This is a genomic window from Paenibacillus sp. P4_E11 (genome assembly GCF_056401635.1).
This window is the reverse complement of the sequence record NZ_JBFUIX010000080.1, coordinates 1-19,398: the sequence shown is the minus strand read 5'-3', so window position 1 is coordinate 19,398 and position 19,398 is coordinate 1. Positions and strand designations below refer to the sequence as shown.

At 51.2% G+C, this 19,398-nt stretch carries 17 protein-coding genes and 3 pseudogenes; 6 read left to right on the top strand and 14 right to left on the bottom strand.

The window, feature by feature from the left end; all coding sequences use genetic code 11:
* The first annotated feature begins 129 nt into the window (after positions 1 to 129).
* The 3 genes from AC1DWB_RS24385 to AC1DWB_RS24375 are packed head-to-tail and all read left to right on the top strand — an operon-like array spanning position 130 to position 2,377.
* Positions 130 to 1,980 (top strand): right-handed parallel beta-helix repeat-containing protein, encoded by a 1,851-nt coding sequence (locus AC1DWB_RS24385; RefSeq protein WP_477543692.1) that lies wholly within the window; start codon positions 130 to 132, stop codon positions 1,978 to 1,980.
* A gap of 43 nt (positions 1,981 to 2,023) precedes the next feature.
* The gene (locus AC1DWB_RS24380) at positions 2,024 to 2,155 is read left to right on the top strand and encodes a hypothetical protein (protein ID WP_477543691.1); all 132 of its coding nucleotides are present in this window, start codon (positions 2,024 to 2,026) and stop codon (positions 2,153 to 2,155) included.
* A gap of 45 nt (positions 2,156 to 2,200) precedes the next feature.
* Positions 2,201 to 2,377, top strand: a complete 177-nt coding sequence (locus tag AC1DWB_RS24375; protein WP_477543690.1) for a hypothetical protein — start codon at positions 2,201 to 2,203, stop codon at positions 2,375 to 2,377.
* 143 nt (positions 2,378 to 2,520) lie between these two features.
* On the opposite strand, the gene AC1DWB_RS24370 is transcribed toward AC1DWB_RS24375, so the two are convergent.
* The 5 genes and pseudogenes from AC1DWB_RS24370 to AC1DWB_RS24350 all read right to left on the bottom strand — a co-directional run bounded on the left by AC1DWB_RS24370 (position 2,521) and on the right by AC1DWB_RS24350 (position 7,032).
* Positions 2,521 to 2,667: a hypothetical protein gene (locus AC1DWB_RS24370; RefSeq protein ID WP_477543689.1), complete on the bottom strand. Its 147-nt coding sequence runs from the start codon at positions 2,665 to 2,667 to the stop codon at positions 2,521 to 2,523.
* Between the two features lie 53 nt (positions 2,668 to 2,720).
* Positions 2,721 to 3,066, bottom strand: a pseudogene (locus AC1DWB_RS24365) (IS110 family transposase); the annotation flags it as partial.
* Positions 3,063 to 3,665, bottom strand: a complete 603-nt coding sequence (locus AC1DWB_RS24360; RefSeq protein ID WP_477543688.1) for a glycosyl hydrolase family 28-related protein — start codon at positions 3,663 to 3,665, stop codon at positions 3,063 to 3,065. The pseudogene AC1DWB_RS24365 and the gene AC1DWB_RS24360, both read right to left, overlap by 4 nt.
* 139 nt (positions 3,666 to 3,804) lie before the next feature.
* Entirely contained in the window at positions 3,805 to 5,118 is a 1,314-nt protein-coding gene (locus AC1DWB_RS24355; protein ID WP_477543687.1) for an ABC transporter substrate-binding protein, read from the bottom strand.
* Between the two features lie 93 nt (positions 5,119 to 5,211).
* Positions 5,212 to 7,032 (bottom strand): FAD-dependent oxidoreductase, encoded by a 1,821-nt coding sequence (locus tag AC1DWB_RS24350; protein ID WP_477543686.1) that lies wholly within the window; start codon positions 7,030 to 7,032, stop codon positions 5,212 to 5,214.
* Between the two features lie 136 nt (positions 7,033 to 7,168).
* Between AC1DWB_RS24350 and AC1DWB_RS24345 the strand changes: the two genes are divergently transcribed.
* Positions 7,169 to 7,984 (top strand): helix-turn-helix domain-containing protein, encoded by an 816-nt coding sequence (locus AC1DWB_RS24345; protein ID WP_477543685.1) that lies wholly within the window; start codon positions 7,169 to 7,171, stop codon positions 7,982 to 7,984.
* A 298-nt stretch (positions 7,985 to 8,282) separates the two neighbouring features.
* Entirely contained in the window at positions 8,283 to 8,528 is a 246-nt protein-coding gene (locus AC1DWB_RS24340; protein WP_477543684.1) for a hypothetical protein, read from the top strand.
* A gap of 240 nt (positions 8,529 to 8,768) precedes the next feature.
* On the opposite strand, the gene AC1DWB_RS24335 is transcribed toward AC1DWB_RS24340, so the two are convergent.
* From AC1DWB_RS24335 to AC1DWB_RS24315, 5 genes are all read right to left on the bottom strand, one after another.
* Positions 8,769 to 9,878, bottom strand: coding sequence for a sialidase family protein (locus tag AC1DWB_RS24335; RefSeq protein WP_477543683.1), 1,110 nt, complete (start codon positions 9,876 to 9,878; stop codon positions 8,769 to 8,771).
* A gap of 387 nt (positions 9,879 to 10,265) precedes the next feature.
* Entirely contained in the window at positions 10,266 to 11,210 is a 945-nt protein-coding gene (locus AC1DWB_RS24330) for a dihydrodipicolinate synthase family protein (RefSeq protein ID WP_477543682.1), read from the bottom strand.
* Positions 11,211 to 11,247: 37 nt separating this feature from the next.
* Complete coding sequence (locus AC1DWB_RS24325) at positions 11,248 to 12,231, bottom strand: SGNH/GDSL hydrolase family protein (protein WP_477543700.1); 984 nt, start codon at positions 12,229 to 12,231, stop codon at positions 11,248 to 11,250.
* A 302-nt stretch (positions 12,232 to 12,533) separates the two neighbouring features.
* Positions 12,534 to 13,310: an IclR family transcriptional regulator gene (locus tag AC1DWB_RS24320; RefSeq protein WP_477543681.1), complete on the bottom strand. Its 777-nt coding sequence runs from the start codon at positions 13,308 to 13,310 to the stop codon at positions 12,534 to 12,536.
* A gap of 896 nt (positions 13,311 to 14,206) precedes the next feature.
* The gene (locus AC1DWB_RS24315; RefSeq protein ID WP_477543680.1) at positions 14,207 to 16,762 is read right to left on the bottom strand and encodes a PEP/pyruvate-binding domain-containing protein; all 2,556 of its coding nucleotides are present in this window, start codon (positions 16,760 to 16,762) and stop codon (positions 14,207 to 14,209) included.
* Between the two features lie 209 nt (positions 16,763 to 16,971).
* Between AC1DWB_RS24315 and AC1DWB_RS24310 the strand changes: the two genes are divergently transcribed.
* The gene (locus AC1DWB_RS24310; protein WP_477543679.1) at positions 16,972 to 17,211 is read left to right on the top strand and encodes a hypothetical protein; all 240 of its coding nucleotides are present in this window, start codon (positions 16,972 to 16,974) and stop codon (positions 17,209 to 17,211) included.
* Positions 17,212 to 17,343: 132 nt separating this feature from the next.
* Here AC1DWB_RS24310 and AC1DWB_RS24305 read toward each other — a convergent pair.
* The 4 genes and pseudogenes from AC1DWB_RS24305 to AC1DWB_RS24290 all read right to left on the bottom strand — a co-directional run.
* A pseudogene (locus tag AC1DWB_RS24305) lies at positions 17,344 to 17,439 on the bottom strand (GNAT family N-acetyltransferase); the annotation flags it as partial.
* A gap of 44 nt (positions 17,440 to 17,483) precedes the next feature.
* Complete coding sequence (locus tag AC1DWB_RS24300; protein ID WP_477543678.1) at positions 17,484 to 18,311, bottom strand: aminoglycoside adenylyltransferase domain-containing protein; 828 nt, start codon at positions 18,309 to 18,311, stop codon at positions 17,484 to 17,486.
* A 353-nt stretch (positions 18,312 to 18,664) separates the two neighbouring features.
* Positions 18,665 to 19,087 (bottom strand): Imm26 family immunity protein, encoded by a 423-nt coding sequence (locus AC1DWB_RS24295; protein ID WP_477543677.1) that lies wholly within the window; start codon positions 19,085 to 19,087, stop codon positions 18,665 to 18,667.
* A gap of 129 nt (positions 19,088 to 19,216) precedes the next feature.
* Positions 19,217 to 19,398: pseudogene (locus tag AC1DWB_RS24290) on the bottom strand (AraC family transcriptional regulator); the annotation flags it as partial.

Genomic DNA, 19,398 nt, shown 5'->3' with positions numbered 1-19,398 from the left:
CCGGCGTCCTCTATACTTGTATTACGGCAACCGCCAGATATCGATTACTGACTTGGGTTGGCGCTTTGCCTTGAGGAAGCCGCAAGGCTTTACTGGATATCTCATTCCATTATAAGAAGGAGCTTGAGGATGGCAAACTTGACAAGAAGAAAGCTTTTGGCCACAATCGGCGCAACAGGAGTGGCGACCCTGCTTTACAAAGCTTCCGTCGGTGCGACGAGCGGAATGGAGCCATCGGTTTGGGAGGCGACATACGGCAAGGACAAGTCTGGACCGAAATGGTTGACAACCGAAACATGCGGTTCGACAACCATAAGCGAGCTGAGGGCGGAAACGTCTCCTAAGGAAGGGGTAACCTATTATGTAACCGACCCGGGAAAGGAAGGATTTTTTCTCTACGATCCCCTAGACGCAGCATCGACCGACAATACAGGAACGGTTCTCGTCTCGACATCGGGCGCCCGCTTCAAGCGGATTGTGGAGCAGTCGTTCGTAAACGTGAAATGGTTTGGCGCCGCGGGAAACGGCACGACCGACGATACGGCGGCGATCAACTCGGCCATCGGCGACGGCAATGTGACGGTATATATTCCGGAAGGAACGTACATGGTCCGGGCCGATGCAACAAGCGTGGGTCAATTAAATGCGGGCATTCAGGCGAAGGACAACACGACAATTGTGATAAGCCCTTCGGCTGTTCTGAAAGCGCTTCCGTCGGCAACGCCGAGATATACGATCATCAATATTTTCGGCAAAACCAACGTCACCATCGAAGGCGGTGGCAAAATCATCGGGGAACGAAACGAGCATCCGGGGACGACGGGACAATGGGGCTATGGCATTGCGATCGGCGGGTCGGACCGTGTGCTTGTGCGCGACTTGTATATCGCGGATTGCTGGGGAGACGCTTCCGTTGTTGGCTACTACCTGAACCAGAGCAACGCCTCCCGCAACATCACCTTCCAGAACGTGATCTGCGACAACAACCGCCGGCAGGGAATCAGCGTCACCTGCGCCGAGAACGTGCGGATCGAGAGCTCCACGTTTGTCAATACGCACGGACATGCCCCGGAGTTTGGCATTGATCTCGAACCGGACCCCGGCAGTTTCGTTCGCCGCGTGACCGTTGCCCAATGTTTATTCCAGAACAATACCGGCGGCAGCTTTACGATGAACGGGACGTTAGGAGCGGTCGAATTCGTCGAATTTGTCGGAAACACGCTCATCGGCCCCGCCTCCCGTATTAACGGACTGTTGACGAAAAACGTCGCCTTGAAAGGCAACATCCTGTCCGACTCGATCAACAGGTCCTTGTGGATTAGCAAATCGACCAATTATACGATAGAGGGGAACCTGATTCAAAATTGCAACGGCATCGGCATCTGGCTGGAAAATGCAAGCTCGATCAGCATCACGAATAACCACCTCTACAACATTGCGACCAACACCATTCGGCTTTCCGGGACTACCAACTATTGCTTGGTGGCCAACAACGTGATCGATGAAAGCGGAAGCGCTGCGTCAAGCACGAGTGTTATGGTTGTAGACAGCGCAAGCTTCAATACCATCCAGGGCAACACGGTGCAAAACCGGTTCAAGCATGCCGGAGTGGCGAAGGGCGGAACGACCACTTCGATTGTGCTTGACAATGTCGCTTCCGCCACAAGCGGAGAGTACAACACGATGACGGTTTATTTGGTCGGCGGAACCGGCGCGGGCCAAAAAAGAAAAATTTCATCCTACGACGGAACGACGCAAACCGCCGTATGTACACCGGCTTGGACCGTCGCCCCGGACGTTTCGTCCGAATTTGTAATTCGCTATGGCCCCATGGACGGTATACGCGTGAATTCTCAACAGTCCAAATACAACATCATTCACAACAACCAGCTTCTGTTCGGCTCAACGCTCTACAATTCAAACGGAATAGCAGATCTAGGAACACGCACGTCCGTGCTTGGAAACGTGTCGCTGGAATAGCAGGATTGGATTGATCATCAATGAAAATCGGAGGAAACACCGTGTGGGATGCTCGAATAACGAGCATGGCGAAGTCGCCCCCGGGAATGGGACGGAAAAACCGCTGGACCCCGTCACGCTTCGCGTCCACCAGATGGGCGGGTATTTTATACAGAGACGGATTTCAACGAATTGATCGCCGAGCCCGTCAAAAAGAAATATCCGTACCTTACCAGTCACGATGGACAAAACGACCGAAGATTTACCGAATTTGCTCGCCAAAGGAGAGGCGATCGACTTCCTCGTCACCTACCAAGGGCGGCTCCCCGCCTACAAGGATATGGGCGATTACGCTGATCTCCTCCCTCTCTCCAAGCAGTACAACTTCAAATTGGACCGTAGCCTGTTTAATGCCTAAGAGCAAATCAAGCTATACATCGCAGCGGAAAAATCAAAAAAATAGCACGCCCTTCGATCAGACTAAATCAAAAACTCCCTGCTTGGCAAGGAGTTTTTGATTTATAATATTTATAAAGTATACATAACATATTTTATGTTTACTTACGGAAAAGCGGAGCTTTGAACGCGCCATAAACGGATCAGCTTCACCATTCTCCGGTTAAGCGATCCGCTTACTTCGGGCGTCCCATCCTCCTGATACCCCATCTTGACATACAGCCGGTAGGCGCGATCGTTCTCTTCCTCCACAATTAGCGAAAACCTGGAATGCCCTTCCGCCTTGCCCTTTTCTTCGAACGCAGATACTCTGGGAAGCGTATGTCTAACCAGCGAATAATCCGGTTTTGCAACCGGACGCTATTCGTTACCCAAAATTCTCGTCGTAGTAATAACCCTGGCTAACCACATCTGCAAGCGCATCCTTCGGTTCACTCTTGGATGGGGAATTGTCGTAGTTTTCCTTGTTAATCGTTTGGTGGTAGCCGGATTCACCATGACAACATCTTTGCCCTTGTGAGCGAGCCAGTTGGCCAGGTTTTAGTGTTTTTGCCCGTGGGTTTCTTTCGCTATATCGATTCCCACAATTATGTGAGTTGTCGTAATTCGTTCAATCCGTTGATTTTGACCGTCTGATTGCTTAAACTTCATAGTAAGAGCGCCTCCTTGATGGTGTTCAAAGTTGCTTGTGGGCTTATGACGATTTTCGTATTGTTTTTCACCTGAATACCCGCGTTCAACTGGCCGATGCTTGTTGCATCGGCCCGGATCATGTACGTTCCTTCCGGAATGTAAACCGTTGTGTTGCCGTCGCCGATTGCCGCATTGATCGCCGCCGTGTCGTCGGTCGCCCCGTCTCCCACAGCGCCAAACCATCTAACATTCACAAACGATTGATCGATAATCCGTTTAAACCGTGCGCCCGATGTCGAGACGAGAATCGTTCCCGTATTGTCGGGCGAAGATGTGTCTCCCGGTTCATACTGAAAAAATCCCTCCATCCCCACATCCGTTACATAATACGCAAAACCTTCCACCGGATCTGGTTCCGCTCTCAGTTCGCTTACTGACGTTGAAATACACAAATCTGTTCTCGTCAACTTCGATTTGAGTTTGCCAACGGGATAAACCGCTTCCAAAACAGATGGTTCCATTCCGTTTGTCGCGCCGGCAGAAACTTTGAAAAGAACGGCTGCCGCTCCTGTTGCGCCGATTGCGGCCAACAGCTTCCTTCTCGTCAAGTTTGGCATGCTGCAGTCCTCCTTAATTTTTATTATTATTCGCCAATAGCCGCATCGTCGGAATAGTGACGATACGGCTATTGGCGAAGAAAGAAGCAGCATTATTGTCTGCGGGAACCGGTTTGCCGTCTGTTCCGCCGTCGTGCAGTTATTTCGCTCTTTCCGCTTGCAGCATTTTGTTGATCTCTTCCTCCGCTTTGCTTAATGCGGTGTTGACGTCTATCGTGCCCTTCATGTATTCGTTGAAATATTTTGAGACGATCCCTTCGGACTTCGACCGATACGGAGAAGCTTTCGGGTACGGCACCGGCTTGCTCTTGAAAATACTCTCGATTCGTTTTCCTTTCAGGACGTTCAGATTTTTACCAAATTCGGCTTGAATCGCCGTATTCTTCAACGGCGAAATGATTCCTTGACGTGCGATCTCCAGCTGCACTTCGTCGGAAGTGACCACCTCGATGACCTGCAGCGCCTGCTCCTTGTATTTGCTCGATTGCGTAATCGCCATCATGTTGACGCTGGCGTTGCCGTACGTGTTCGGTCGCTCCGGGTAGCTCGGATATTGGACGAGATCCCAGTTAAAGCCTTGCTTTGTCGCCTCCTCCAGTTGCGAGAACATGTTGGTATACGCGATCATCGCCAAGTTTTTTTGTTTCAGGAAGTTATCGAGAGGCGTTCCGTTCGGCTCGTTGCCCGGAATCGTGTACATCGCTTTGACGAGCTCGAACACTTTCTTCCACTGTTCGTTGTTGACGGACGCTTTGCCCGTCGTGACATCGTCTGCCTGAATGCCAAGAGGCTGGTAAATCCATGCGATGCCGGCTCCCGGGTCAATGCCTCTGTACTGAGTGCCGCCCTCCATACGGGTCAGTTTTTTGGCAAGTTCGAGCATTTGGTCCCAGGTTAGCCCGTCCTGCGGATACGGCACGCCAAACTTGTCGAAAATATCCTTGTTGTAGTAGAAGGCATGGAAATTTCGACTGAACGGAATGCCGTACAGCTCGCCGTTCGTCGAACTGACCTTGGCGTCCGTAATCATCTGCGGCTCGAAGCGATTCAGATCGAATTGATATGTTTTCAGCAGCGGTGTCATATCATATAAAATCCCTTTGTCCTGATACGTCGCTAAGCGGCCGTTGAACGTAAAGACAATGTCGGGCGTGTTGCCGGAAGCGATCTGATCGGTCAGCGTCGTTCCCGTGCCCGGTTGAATGATGTTCAGCTTGATGTTCGGATGTTTCTTCTTCAATCCGTCCTGAATAGCAGCTTCCAGAGCGCTGTCCACAATAACCGCGTCTACGGCGGCGTTGAGCGTTACCGACGCATCGCTCACTTTCGGCGGTCCCCCGGCATCTCCTCGGTCCGCTGCCGGGCTGTCCGGTTCCTTCGTCTTGCCGCATCCTGCGGCCAAGACAGCGGCAAGCAGCAGCAATGCGGCTCCGCCAACTAACATTCGTTTCATGTCGATCCCCCCAATGGAATGGTTCAAGCATTCGATCTCGTACTACCGTCTGTGCGCGTCCGCCGCCAATCATGTCCGCGGACGCGCGTACTGCTACTCGCAGCGAATTTCCACAATCCGCGCATGGTCGAGCCCGTTTGTCGTGATCACCTCCCATCTCAAACAGTCTACTTCGCCAAGCTGCACATCGAATTGCAACTGCCGCCGGTAGTTACCCCGCACACGGGCAACCTCTTCGAAACGGCCCCCGATGCCGGCCAGAACATTGAAGTCTTTCAACGTTTCCGGCTGCGGCCCCCACGCCATTAGGTTATGATGCCCGTCCGAGTGCGTCAAGGCGAGATGGCGATGGAGCCCGGTGTCCAGCACGACCGTGATGCGCGAGATTTGAACCGGGCGTTCCCAGCGAAGCTCCAGCCACGGCGCCGAATCCGCCGGGTCGGACATCCAGCGGTGCGTCCCGGGCACGGCTAAGTCCGGTCTGACGCCCCGCCTGCCATGCACGGAGCGGGTATGTCCGTCCGCAACTTGTGACGCGGCGCCGCCCGTTTGCTCCGACGAGGCGGTGATGGCCGCTTCTGCCGCAAGATTTCGGTCCTCCAGCAGCTTGCCGGGCAAGAAAGCCCCTTGCCGCAACAGTTGCTGCTGCGTTTCCCGGACAAGCTCCGGGTCGCGCCAGGCTTCGTGCGGCTTGTCGCTTCGAACCGCGAAGGCGGCATATGTGCCCAGCCCTTCCCCCATCAAGGCGCATGTCGCCATGACCCGCGTACTGGAGAAAGCGACGTGCGTCGCCGATATGTTGCGCCCTGCGAACAATAGGTTGAGGATATTGGCGCTGACGAGCGAGCGAAGCGGAATACCGTACATATAGGGCGTGTATGGATGAATATTCGGCTTCTCGTCCGCCGCCTCGATGCCGCCGGGATGATGGATGTCCATCGACCATCCCCCGTAAGCGATCGTGTCGTCGAAATCCACCGACTGCTCCAAATCGTGCTGGGTCAATACATGCTGTCCGACGAACCGCCGCGATTCCCGCTTCCCGGGAAGGAAACCGAACCAGTCCAACGCCCAGTTCGCCGATTCCTGATGATGTCCGCTGTTCTTGATGTGGTCCCATACGCCGAGCATGATGGCCAAAAGTTCGTCGCGGATCTCCTCGTTGTCCTTGATCGTATCCCGCATTCCGCCGTATTCGACCCACCAATATCCGTATTCCCATGTTTGATGCAAGCGGAACCGCAAATCTTCCTCGGAAAAAGTCCGCGCCCACTTCGGCGCGACGAACGGCATCGGGCGCCTCATGTCCCGGGAGGTGAACAGCAAAGATGATCCGAGCCGGTACGCGTCCCGATCGTCCCTTGCAAACGATTCTCCGTATTCCGCGGACGACTCCCGCCCGGTCGTGTACCGCGCTCCCGCTTCGCTTCCGAGCCGGCCGTCCCCGGTGCAATCGGCGAACAGCTCCGCTTCGATCTCGAAGTAATGTTCCGTGCTTTCCCGATTGACGTAGGCCGCCGCGATCCGGTCGCCGTCCATACGGACCCCGACAACGCACGAATTGAGCATCAGCGTCAAATTCGGTTCAGCGCGACACGTTTCGTATAGAATCAAATCGAGCATATTGGCGCAACGCTGCGGGTTGCGCACGGCGCATTCCAGCATAATTTCCTCGACGATGCCGCTTTCCCGCGACTCAGTCTCAAGCGCGGCACCCCGAACGGAAGCACCGCTCACGTTCATTCGCACTTCCGACGAGGCGTTGCCTCCAAGCACCGGGCGATCCTGACAAAGAACTGTGCGAATTCCGTTTCTGGCGGCAGCGACCGCTGCAGCTACACCGGCCATCCCTCCTCCCGCCACGAACAGCTGCGTAGTTATTTTTTGCCTGTCTGTTTGCTTGTTGCCCTTCACTTCAATCTCTCCTCATATCCTGAAATCCGACCTTCTCGTTCCATTGAACGGAGTCGTTTTGAAAAAATCGTCACTTTCTTTTCGTTGCGTATTCCGTTATCGTAAATACATACTCACAATCAGGCGGTGATCGTGCATGCAAACATATCGTCCCCGAGAACTTGCGGCTCGCATCGATTTTATTACAGTATGGAACCATAAGGCGCGGTTCGAAAAAGACGAAGACGTCAGCCCGCAATGGGTGCTGTTCGTCGTGGATGGCGGCAGTTTCCGTTTCGAGATCGGCGAGCATAAAGGAGTCGCGGAAAAAGGAGACCTTCTGCTCTGTCCGCCGGATATCGCTCTTAAGCGGGAAATGCTGCGCCCCGCCATTTTTCTTGTGCTGAACTTTTCCTGGTTCGCCGCCGCGGAGGAAATACGCACCGAAGATCGGCTGTTTCCAAACCCGGTCGGCAAGCATCCGATCCGGGACAAGCAGCGTTTCGCTTCCACTTACGGCTATCTCGCCATGCTTTCCCGGCGCCAAGACCCGCTCGGAGTCGGTCGCAGAAACTTTCTGCTTGCGGATCTATGGGAACAATTCGACTGGGAATGGGAGACGCATCTCCATGAAACGAGAGTGATTCCCGACGACCCGCTGATGGAAGAAGCGGAAGCCCACATCAAAGAAAGCGCTTTCGAATTTATCAGCCTCAGTCAGCTCTCATCCGCGATGGGACTTAGCACCGTGCAGTTCAGCCGCCGTTTCCGCAGCATGTTCGGCGTCAATCCGAGCGAGTATTTAAGCGAGCTTCGGCTTGACCGGGCCCGGACGCTGTTGCAGGAAACCGTGTGGACGATCGACAAAATCGCAACCGCGTGCGGTTACAGCAACGGCTTTTATTTCAGCAGAGTGTTCTCACAAAAGATGGGTATCACCCCTTCCGAATACCGCCGGGCGCACCGGATTTGAGCTCCCGGCATTGCCGCTTTAGTATTCTCTTGTCTTATTTTTCATGGTATCATCCCCGTTCGAATAGATACATGCAGGAATCCATCAAATTTTATATATTTTTCTTCATGAGCCTCGTCCATGCGCAAGAAAGTGCAAACCGGCTAAGAGATTGCATGTTCAGGGGGGGGGGCGTCTTCCGTTAAGCTTGGCTGGCTAGGCAATCGATGCGTATGAATGAGGAGGAGAGCCGCCCGGATACGATCCGGGCAAATTCGCTCTGCTGGCCCGCTATTGGCGCGCCGGAGTATGGGACGTCATGAAGCTGCATAAGCCGATGCCCAACGGCAAGACCGACCTGAACAACTTCGGCGCCGTCAGAACGGATCATATCGGCGCGAACCACGGCTGGCCCGAAGTCGATTACGTTGAAAGCCTGATACCCGATACAACGAACAAGCCCTGCCAGGCGGCATTCCGCGCTTGCAGGGCTTGTGCTTGTCCATTGCAGACGTTTCAGTTGGCGTTCGTCTTATTTCGCTTCCGCTGTCAGTTGATTGAATAATTAAAGTACTCCCATATATATCATGAGTCATGTAGAAAAGCACCATTTTAAGGTCACTCGTTCTATATAAGGACAGCAATTTATTGTATGGGACTATTTTAATGTAATTTACTGGGAATGGTACCACTTTAATGTCATAACTTCTTGGACTAGATGACGATATAATGCTCGAACCTGTATCGCATCCTCATTGCCGAACACGTGACGGACCCTGACATACCCGGACTCGGTCGGGCCCGGTCAATGTTCGTACTCTATAAGCCGGCTGGCGGCGATGTAACATAATCCTCCCGGTTCGTCCGCGTAGTAGTACATAACGACAATGTCGCCATTATCCGCTTGTACCGAGCACGTGTACCCGATATCTTTATTGGGTCCGTCCACACGCACGATCGTTTCAGGCGCCGTCTCCCAGTCGGTGCACTCGCTGTTCAAGATGAGGGCGCGAATGCCGTAAGGCGGAAGACGGTAACCGTACGTTAGCAGCGTTCGGCCGCTCGCCAGTCGAAGCAGGTGAAAAGGGCTCATCGAATAGATCGAATGTCCGGTGAAAACGCTCCAGGTCAAGCCGTTATCGTAGGATTCGCACGTATACAGGGGATGCCGCCGTTCCTCCGACACCCCTTCGCGCCGATCCGTCGTACGCAGCAGGGCGATTAGCTTGCCCGAAGGGGTCCGGTACAAATTAGGCTCGTGGAACCACAGCTCCCCCGCATCGGCAATGACGGAGCGCTGCTCCCACGTCCGCCCCCGGTCCCGTGTCACCGCCAGTACAGCCGAAGACGAATCGGGGGTTCGCACATACATCGGCAGCAAAATCGTGCCGTCCTCCAGCTCGACGGCATTGCCCCGTACATTGCGCGCTTGCACTCCACCGGCTGGCGACGTTATCGGAAGAGGATCGTCCCAGGTGGCGCCTCCGTCCGTCGAGCGAATGGAGTAGGCGCCTCCCAGTCTGGCCACCCATTTGTCCTTGATCCGCCGGTCGTAGGTGGCTGGATTGAAGGCCGGCACATCTTCCGGCAACAGTACCTGCCACGTAAAAAACGTACAAAATAATGTGCCGTCGCTCAGCAAATTGAGACATGGGTCCTGAATGCCATACAGGAAGTCGTCATACAGCACCGAAGGCGCGCTCCACGTTTTTCCTCCGTCGTTGGAAGCAATCGACACAACTCGTGAGGAAGGATCGATATGTATGTTGTGTCCGAACATCCGCCGGCGATCCGGCGCCTGGCGGAATACAGCAAGCATGGAGCCGTCCTGCCGTTTGACGATATTCGGAAAGCTGTTGTAGTCGTCGTCTCGGCAAATCACCAAATCCTCGATTTTTGTAAGCGTACTCGTCATAAGGCTCTCTCCATTCCTTTCAAAGATGGGGTAGGTTCACTGCGGGAAGCTATTGGTTCCGTACTTAGCTGCCGCGATCTCTTTGTCGGCCTGCTCGTTGGCCGTTCGCAGCGCGGTGTTCAGATCGGTCTGATGCAGCGCGAGCTGATCCATTTGCTGCGTTAAATATTTGTTGGCTATATCGTCAAAAATACATCGTAAGCTCGGCCGATTTGCCGGCCGGTTTCCCCTGCGGCGTTGGGCCGCCGAAAGAGCAAGCGCCCGCTAGCGAAATGCAAGCGATTGCAAGAAAGTTATGGAGCCGGGCCACGCCTCGCATGATGACTCGTACTGCGCTTTAAACGCCGCCTTTAGGCCGGTCCATTCGCTCGCTTCAAATTACGGCCGTCACGCTCCGCCAACCGAGCTCGGCGCTTCTTCTTCCACCGCCCGCATGATTTTGTCCAAAATCGCCCGAATCGCCTCGTGGTCACTTACTTTTGCCGCTGGCAGCGGCTCGCGCGGCAGTCCGCAGTCGATTCCGCGCAAGCGAAGCAGCTCCTTGCCGATCGGGAACAGTCCGCCGAGAGCCTTCATAGCCGCCAACACCTCGTTGATCGTGAACTGGAGACGCTGCGCCTCCTCAATCGCCCCTTTCCGGAACGCTTGCTCCAGCCGGACGTACAGCTCAGGCATCACATTGTAGTTGCCTCCGATCCCTGCGTGCGCCCCCATGATACGGCCTGGCAAATACTGCTGGTCTATGCCGTTGTATACCAGGAACCGCTCCCCGCCAGCTTCCTTGTACTGCTGCAGCTCGTATACACCGGGAGTTGTCATTTTGATTCCTAGCAGCTTCTTATTTTCCAATAATTCCTTTAGGAAAGATACGGTCATATGAAAACCTGTTGAGGCCGGGATGTAATAGATGATAAACGGTAGTTGCACACTTTCCATGATCGAGTTCCAATATTGCTTAACCGCCGCCTCTGGGTATGTAAAATAGAAAGGGGGCACTGAAGATATCGCATCAGCTCCGGCTTGCTCCGCATGCTTTGCTATACGGACGCTTTCGCCAGTCGTCATCGCTCCGACATGGGCGATAATCGGGACTGCCCCATTGTTCTCCTCAATGGCCGCCTCAAGCGTCTTCATCCGCTCCTCGGCCGTCTGCAGAAGCCCTTCGCCGGTTCCGCCTCCAACGTACAAACCGTCAACGCCTCGGTCGATCAGAAACCGGGTCAGCTTCCTGACCGCTACGGGATTCACGTTGCCGTCGTTGCTGTAGCAAGCGTGCATCGCCGGATAGACGCCCGGACGCAGCTTTAATGTTTCGCCGAACTCGCTTGTCATCGTGTCTGAAAACCTCCTTTAGCCCAGTCAGGCCGTCTCATGCATAATAATTTCGTTCCACTAGCAGCCGCCGAAATCGTTCGCCCATCACCCGGTAGCCCTCCGCGCCCGGATGAAGCTCATCGGGTAGCAATCCGGTATCCTTCTCCCCCAGCCAATCCAGTCCGCTCATGTAGCACAGTCGGCTGTCCCCATGCCGTTGCAGCGCTTCCACCGCGGCTTCGATTTCGCTGCGAATGTGTTCGAGCGTGAAACCGACAACATTATTCACCGTTTCGCGAGGCGGGGAAATAATTGGCGATATGACCAAAATCGGCGTCTCTGGATGCTTTTCCCGGATGATCTTGATAAACCCGATCACCATCGCCCGCAATGTGCGCACGCTCATGCTCTTGCTACCATAGATGTTGATGCCCAGGCAGAGAGATATATAGTCTGCCGGCAGGTCGCGAATCATCCGGGCGACCATTGGCTCCAGATGGCAATTGCCGCGAAAGCCTAAACAGGTAAGTTGGTAGTCCTGTTCTCTTGCCACTATGGCCGGCCAAGTTTGCGCGGGGCTCGCCGCGTCGACGCATTGCGAGATGGAGCTGCCGTACGTGATCCAACGCGGTCGGGCATCCGCCGGAATAGAGAAAGACGCGCCATCCGCTATCGCGATTCCGGAGACGGTAACGGAGCTCGTCTGCGGCAAATAGATTTCTATCGTCTTAGGCGTGCCGGGCAACTGCTCAAACAGCACAGTCTCTTCGTCGGGCGGCAATCTCCGCGTTTCATGAATGATGCCGTCAATCACGCAATCGAACAACCGTTCCTTACTGTCGGGTGCAACCTGCAGCAGCACCCGCTCCGAGTCGCTGGCGAACCGGATGCGCACACCGGCGGGCGTTTCAGCGTGGCCGGTAAGCCCTCTGGGCGGGAACAGGTCAAACTCCTCATAAGGAATTCTCCACGGCTTTATCCCCAGCTCCGTCCGTTCCAGCGAAACGGCCCCCTGAAACCATTCGTCGCTAACCGTCATCGGCTTCAAATGCCACACCTTCCTTTCCATTCAAGTGATAAACGATTTATATCTCGCATAACGAGATGCCATCTCTTTATTTTAGCAAAAAATAATATCTCACATTGCGAGATGACATCTCATTTTTATACACATTGATTCTACAACCGCGATCCTATTTCTGTCAATACCCAAAGTAGAGTCACATTCGCAAACTCTGCACGCTATCCGGTTTCAACAGCCGTTACAGCGGCGAAAGCAAGCTCGCCACCCCGTGGGCCGGGCCACTTCCCGACCCACCTCGTCTGGCCGGCGGGCCGCCTTCACCTCGGGCTGTATCCGAGTCTTTCGGAAATCGCGGCCCCGTAATGCTTCAATGTTTCGGCCAACGCCACAACACGCGCTTCGTCGAAAGTGCGGATTGATCCGCTGAGGCTGATCCCGGCGATCACCTCTCCCGTGTAATCCCGCACAGGGACGGCAATGCAGCGGCTGCCCAGACTCATTTCCTCATCGTCTAGGGCATACCCTTGCATGCGCACCTTAGGCAGCTCGCTCATGAACACCTCGACGGTACGAATCGATTTCGGCGTCCGCGGCTCCATCGGCTGGGAGCTCAGTAGCTCCAACGCCTGTTCCTCCTTCATCCACGCCAGCAGAACTTTTCCTAAAGCGGTCGTATGCACCGGATTGCGCATCCCGACGGGTACATGAACTAGTAGCGAGTTCGGCGAGCCTTGATTGATCACATACAGCAGCGCACCTTGATTGAGGATTGCCATATGCGACAATTCGCCGGTTTCCTGGGTCAGTCCGGGCAAAAATCGCCGCCCCTCAATAATCAACTGGCTGTTCATGTAGATGGAGCCGGCCTCGAATGCTTTGGGGCCGATCCGGTATTTGCCGGTTTCCGGCGATTGCTCGAGAAATTGATGGGCTTTCATCGTAGCGAGCAATCGATGCACGACACTTTTATGGAGCTTGACCTCTTCGGCGATTTCGGGAATGCCGAGTGGTTTGTTTTTGCGAATAAACACCTCGATGATGGAAAAGGCCCGATCCACAGATTGGACCATAAAATACGGCGATTCTTTCGGCATGGCTTCGATCCCTCGTTATAATAAAAATGAACTTCTATCTCTTATTATGAGTTATCCTCTCAAAAAGTCCAGTAAAAAATGTATATCGACGTATTTCATGGAGGAACGCCCGAGCTGTAGCGGATGTTGTGTGGGACGGGTGGTTCAGCTTCATCGGACTCCAAGCGAAATTCACGGTATTGTCGCGAAATAGGGACAACCGTCCTGAACGGTCGCCCTTTTCTTCTCAACCCCCGTTCCCTTTCGTCGGCGAGCTGTTGGGCAGGCCGCTCCCCGCGTTTGCTCCGGCATCCTTCGAAGCATCGTTCGGCTTCATTTGGGATAGCGATACTGGGCGAAGCGGTCGACGTTTTGCCGGTCGGATTGCCCTTGCTGCTTTACTTGTATTCTAGGCACAATCGAAATACTCCAATAGTCTAAAATTTCTTGTGTAATAAGATTCGTTGTTAATTGTGTTGGCAATTCTTACTTTGATTCCCATGTAAGACACGGATTACTGCGTTGACTATGACAAGCGTAACCACTACATGAGAGCGCATCGCTGGCARCGTTGGAGTGCAATACTTCATGTACCGAAATTCGAGCTCCCCTTCATATCATTGGCCTAAGGCTTCGCTGCCAACCGTACACAAGACACGAAGCTACATCCAGCCAGGTGCGAAACTCACAAGTGGAACCGAAGTGTAATGTTCAGAGGGTAATCTTGTATTCGTCTGCAGGAGCCGGCTTTTTCTTGTCGTCGGGAATGTCCCCAAGTTCTTGTCTTCCGACAACAGATTCTAAACTTAGGGCTTACATCACGAAGATTCTTTAGAAAAAAATATCTGGTATGCTTTTTTTCAACATTATAGCAACTTCATTCCATTTTGATACTTTTATTTGGTTGCTTTTATTGTTCAACCAGGAATGCATATTAACCTCTGTGTGACGATATCCGAGAAAACTTCCATTCCATCCGTCGCGGCGATATGGATGACATCGGTGAATGGTTCACTCATAGGCAGAACGGAAGCTAATAAGTTCTCGCGTTCTAAAATGACTTCCGGATTGTAAACCACGTCCTTCTGTTCTGAAAAAATGGCTGCATAAAATATACCCGTCTCCACCAAATCCTGAAAGAAGTGGCTGCCATAAGACAATTCGGGCACCATTCCTCCTTCAAACGATGCAACCTCGCAGATCACCGACATATTGCAGAGCTCCGTGAAATGTACAGGCACGCCAAGCGATGGAGTGGTAGTCCCCCATCTGCCGGGGCCTACGAGCATGGCATTCTTTCCCTTTAGTGCTCTATTGATCTTGCCCAACTGCCTGGCCACCGCGTATTTCCCCTGCTCGTTGCGCTCCAAGTAAGGCTTCGCACGGACCAATACGACATAATCGATCGGCAGCCGCACATTTCCTCCAATGAATTCGCCTTCTAAAGAGAAGAAGCAATCACGCACATCCGAAAGCTGCGGGAATTCGACCGATTTGCCTAACCCTCGCGTTTGCAGCGGCCGGCATTGCACCAGATTGATGTTAAAGGTGTTGTCCCMCGTGAAATTCGCTGTAAATTCGATATCTACTGGATACTCGTACACCTTGGATAGCAGAGACAGCATGTCTCGCATCAGGAAAGGAAAATCCGTCCTTCTGAGCAATTGTTGAAAATCAACAATGTATGGAGTATTTCCACCCACGATCCCACGCTCTCTCAGCCGTTCCTCCGTCCTATAGTCTACCGAAGCAAACAAAGCTTTGTTGACCTTTAGATCACGGTGCAAGATTTCATCCGATCTGACTGAGGTCAACTTATTTTCTTTGAGCGACAAGACATCTACATAATGCTGAGAAAACTTCTTATGGTCTTGAGCGTTCATCAGCGGCACCCGCGAAGGATCATCTAGGCTCACGATCCGGGCATAATCGCCGACGGTCCGATCCACCGCCCTGGTGCCCAGTCCGAACACCATACGCAGCATCCCGGCATCCATATTGATGTCCTTGTTCCATACGTATAGATTCGATGAATTTCCTACACCTGCAAGATGAGGGAAAAATAGTTGGTTATAATGGTCCCCGGAAACGCGTTGTACGAGGATGGCCATCTGCTCGTCCTTCTCCGCGAGTCCCCGGTTCATTCGATACGCGACGGCATCCTCGCTCATAGTGCTGGCATATACGATTCGGATCGCTTGCTCGAAGGCTTCACAGCGCTCCTCCAGGGTTCCTTGGTTCACGCAGAATACACTCTCGTATTTCCCGGCAAAGGCGTTTCCGAAATTATCCTCAAGCAAGGAGCTGGAACGCACAATAATGGGAGACTGACCGTAATATTCCAACACTTGGATAAATTTTTCCTTAATATTATCCGGAAATTTCCCGTTCAGCATCTTCTCTCCTAGCTCAGGGGCATATTTAAAGTAACCCTCTCTTGTCCTTTGCTTAGTGCGCAACTTCCACCACCCGTTCTGAACAATATAGGTGTAGAATACATCGGACCCGATATAGAAGGAATCATGAGGCTCCATATATGGATCGAACCTCCCATTGCCGTCGCGTTCGAGTATTTTTCTTGCGACCAGCATCCCGACACTCTTGCCTCCGATAAAGCCGGTGCCTACCTCTCTTGATGCAATCTTCAGAATGTCCGCCAAGGTGAAATATCGATTGCACAGCTCCAACATTTTGGATTCATTGCCGATCAGAATGGACATTAACAGCCTCTTGGTGTTCTCCTTCTGTTCAGGCTCCAATCCAAGCAAATCTTCCGCGTTCTTAAAAAGAACATCCCAATAATCGAGTCTCTCCTCCCCCCGGCGGATGCTGGAAAACAGCTTTGTCGCTTCAGCGCTGGCCGTGATGGCAATAGCCTCCTGCCCTTGGATGAGATGCGGAAAATACATCGTCGAGGAATATCGTTCCCACACCTTTAAGGGATGAATATAGTAATTATGGTTGACTTGATATAGATCCAACAAAACTTGTGTCGTTTCCCGAATCGATGAAATCGTACTGTAAGTATGAACATTCCGGATAACAGAAAAATAGGCTATGGTTTCCATTTCATACAAGAATGGACACATCACTTTGAAAAAATTTCCGATCATCAAATCGGAATGCCAGTATTCCAACAAGTCGGTCAGACAGTCGAACACATAAAACGCTCCCCTGCCCATTTGCCGAACGAGACTGTTCAAGTCCATGGCAAAGCTCTCAAAGCCCTTCTCCGCATTCAAACGATAAACATGAAAATCGGCGCTGTGCTCCAGAATCGGTGGATGGCTTCCAAAACGCACATAAATCAGCTTTCTCCCATCCAGCTTAGCCTGAGTCACGTAGGGGTCAACCATAATCCGGTATCCCGATACCGAGTCCACCTGCCACACCACATTGTCGCCTAGCCGAAGATGGTCGATCGCCTGATCAAACTCTCTTAACCCCGTGCTAACCTTTTCCTGCCTATTCATAACTAAGCCCCTCCCACATTCATTACCAAATTAATTGCCATGGCTTCATCATGAACATATTCTATCATATTTCGCTTATAGCCCCGTCCTATTCTTCGCCATAAGGTCGAAGACGGCGAATTGAACGGCAGCTTTGATAACGCAACGAAGCTCTCTCGGCGGAGAGCTTTTCTTTTTGGGCTGAAGGCCGCAGGGATGAGAAAAGGGCTATGAGGATTTTCACCGGGCGGTTCACGATCGTGAATTTTATCATTCCCTTTCTGATTTTTTTTGTAATCGTCCTGGCAGTGTTCAAAGGGATGAAAAAGCCGGTTAAAGGTTCGGGGGCAAGGCTGCTGCTGCCGATTGTCTTCGTCTCCTCCTCGCAATATCTCTCACTCTACTCTCTATCTCTCTCTCCTACTACTACCCTCCAGTCTCCTCTATTGTACATGGATGATGATGCCTGAGGCCGCCGCTATCAGGCCCCACTGGAAGTAAGTCGGCAATAAAATAAGAGCAGTTGCTTTTAGCAATCTGCTCCATCCATAAACGATCGTTCCTCGATAGTTTATAACTCTATCTTGGGGTGTCATCGAATTTCTCCATAATAATTGTGTGTTATAGTACTCACCGTCCGAAAGAATTTTGTCGCTTATTAATACGCCCTCGATTTCAAAGCCAAACCTTTTATAAATTCAATGGCCTAAACCAAGTATTTACAGGTCAAAAGAAACTTAGTTTAGTTTTGTAGAAACAAGTTACTCTCTGTATGAATCAAGCGAAGCAGTTCAACTAGGTCATTCAACCGCTTCAATTGTGAAGCATATTCTCTTGATTTCTCTCGACGTTTGATCGCGATTGCCTCGCGAATAAGTCCATGCCAACGTTCGGGTAATTGTGTTAGGCCATACTCTCCGGCACCAATTTTACTGGTCACTTCATGTTCTCGAATTGTATAAAATTGCCGCAACATGCCGAGAGTGCACCATTCAACTGCAAAGTCCAATTGTTCCAATGGCACTGAATGCTCCGTCATACCCGGCGAATTAATGTTTTTTTCCAATCGGTCAATCCATCCGATCCAATAAGAATTCATATTATTAATAATGTATTTGATAAGTTCGTTAGATGATATCTCATAATTGAAGGACAATTGCTGGCCATATACACAGATGCCGTGTCTCTTAAGGATCCACCATGTGACCGGATTTAAATCCCCGTTTCCATCAGATTGCATATTTTTATCGAAATAGGTGGGAACGAGTGAGATTTCTCCGACGGACTTTCCCACATCCTCTTGTCGGATATAGGCTCCCATAATATCTAATCCAGAAAGCGTTTGTTCAACATCCTTGTGCGCTTCCGAAATCAATCGAATGTCAGATGGAGTTAACGTTCGATTAACAAAAACGAGAAAGTCTATATCGCTTGAGCCCTCAATAAAAGCATTTAGAGCAGTCGAGCCATAAACATAAACAGATACGACGGTGTCTGGGATGCGGAATTGTAGTGATTCGCATAACGTTCGCATAGATTTATCAACAACTTCTGGTATTATTGTAGCCATTCTGATACCCCACATTCTTAATATGATTATGGTTGTTCGCTTGAGAATAGTTGTAGGATAGAATAAGGAACTTACCCAGATTATGATAAACGTATTATATTATTCTAAAAAGAGAAAACTTCCTAAATCTTTTTTCTAATTTTATTATTTTTGATGTAGGTTTTCATTTAAGCTAATCTGCCCGATCATATAGTGTAACGAGGCTGCCGACTTAATGTCGGCAGCCTCGTTCAGTGTTTATTGAATGCTATCGCGTCCCCTGTTGTGGACATAAATGAGCTTTTTTTAGTTCAGAGACCTACTGGCTAAAAACGGTAATTACTACGCTAACCGGCCCGTTACTAGTGTGTCAGTTAGTCTAATTTCTCGATATGGTTAAGCTCGTGCAAAAATCTAATTCGTACAGCTTCATGTCCGAAAATCCCTGCAGGTTGTGCATCTCGAATTTGATCTTCTGATGCTTCAAACCTACCTTCATCTGTGACTAATACAATCTTGCCGGAAAAAGCATCCTTTGAATAGAATACGGGATATCGATAATTGGACGGAACCGGAATGTTGCTTGTTATTTGCCACATCCCTTTTTTGAATCCTGTGTCGGTTGACCATATTATAAGTATTGGCACAGGTAAGATTGTATCAGCAGGTGAATGTTTGTACAATTCAATTAATATAGACGGTTTATCGATTTTTATGATCCTTCCGTACCCGATACTTCCGTTCTCGTCTAATGGGATTTGAAAAACATCCCCGACGCTATACGGTTGTCGTGCCACAAACTTTCCTCCCTTTTCACCGATTAGTTTTCTTGCTTCTTCGAGAGATATTACTTTCTGAGACTGCCGGTTATCTGATATGCTGGTAGCCTTGTCCTGGTTTCTTTTTCAACTATCGTATCCATTAGTTCAGGAATCGATTTGTTTAATCTCAATATACGAGTCAAACTCACTATCCTCATCTTCACCTTTAAAACGGTGATCATATACTTCCACCGTTACAATGTTGCTCTCCTCAAAATTATTTACTTTAATCCAGTTCATAAGCTTATCGAAGGTTTCACCAATCTTACTGAGTGGCCCTTTATGAG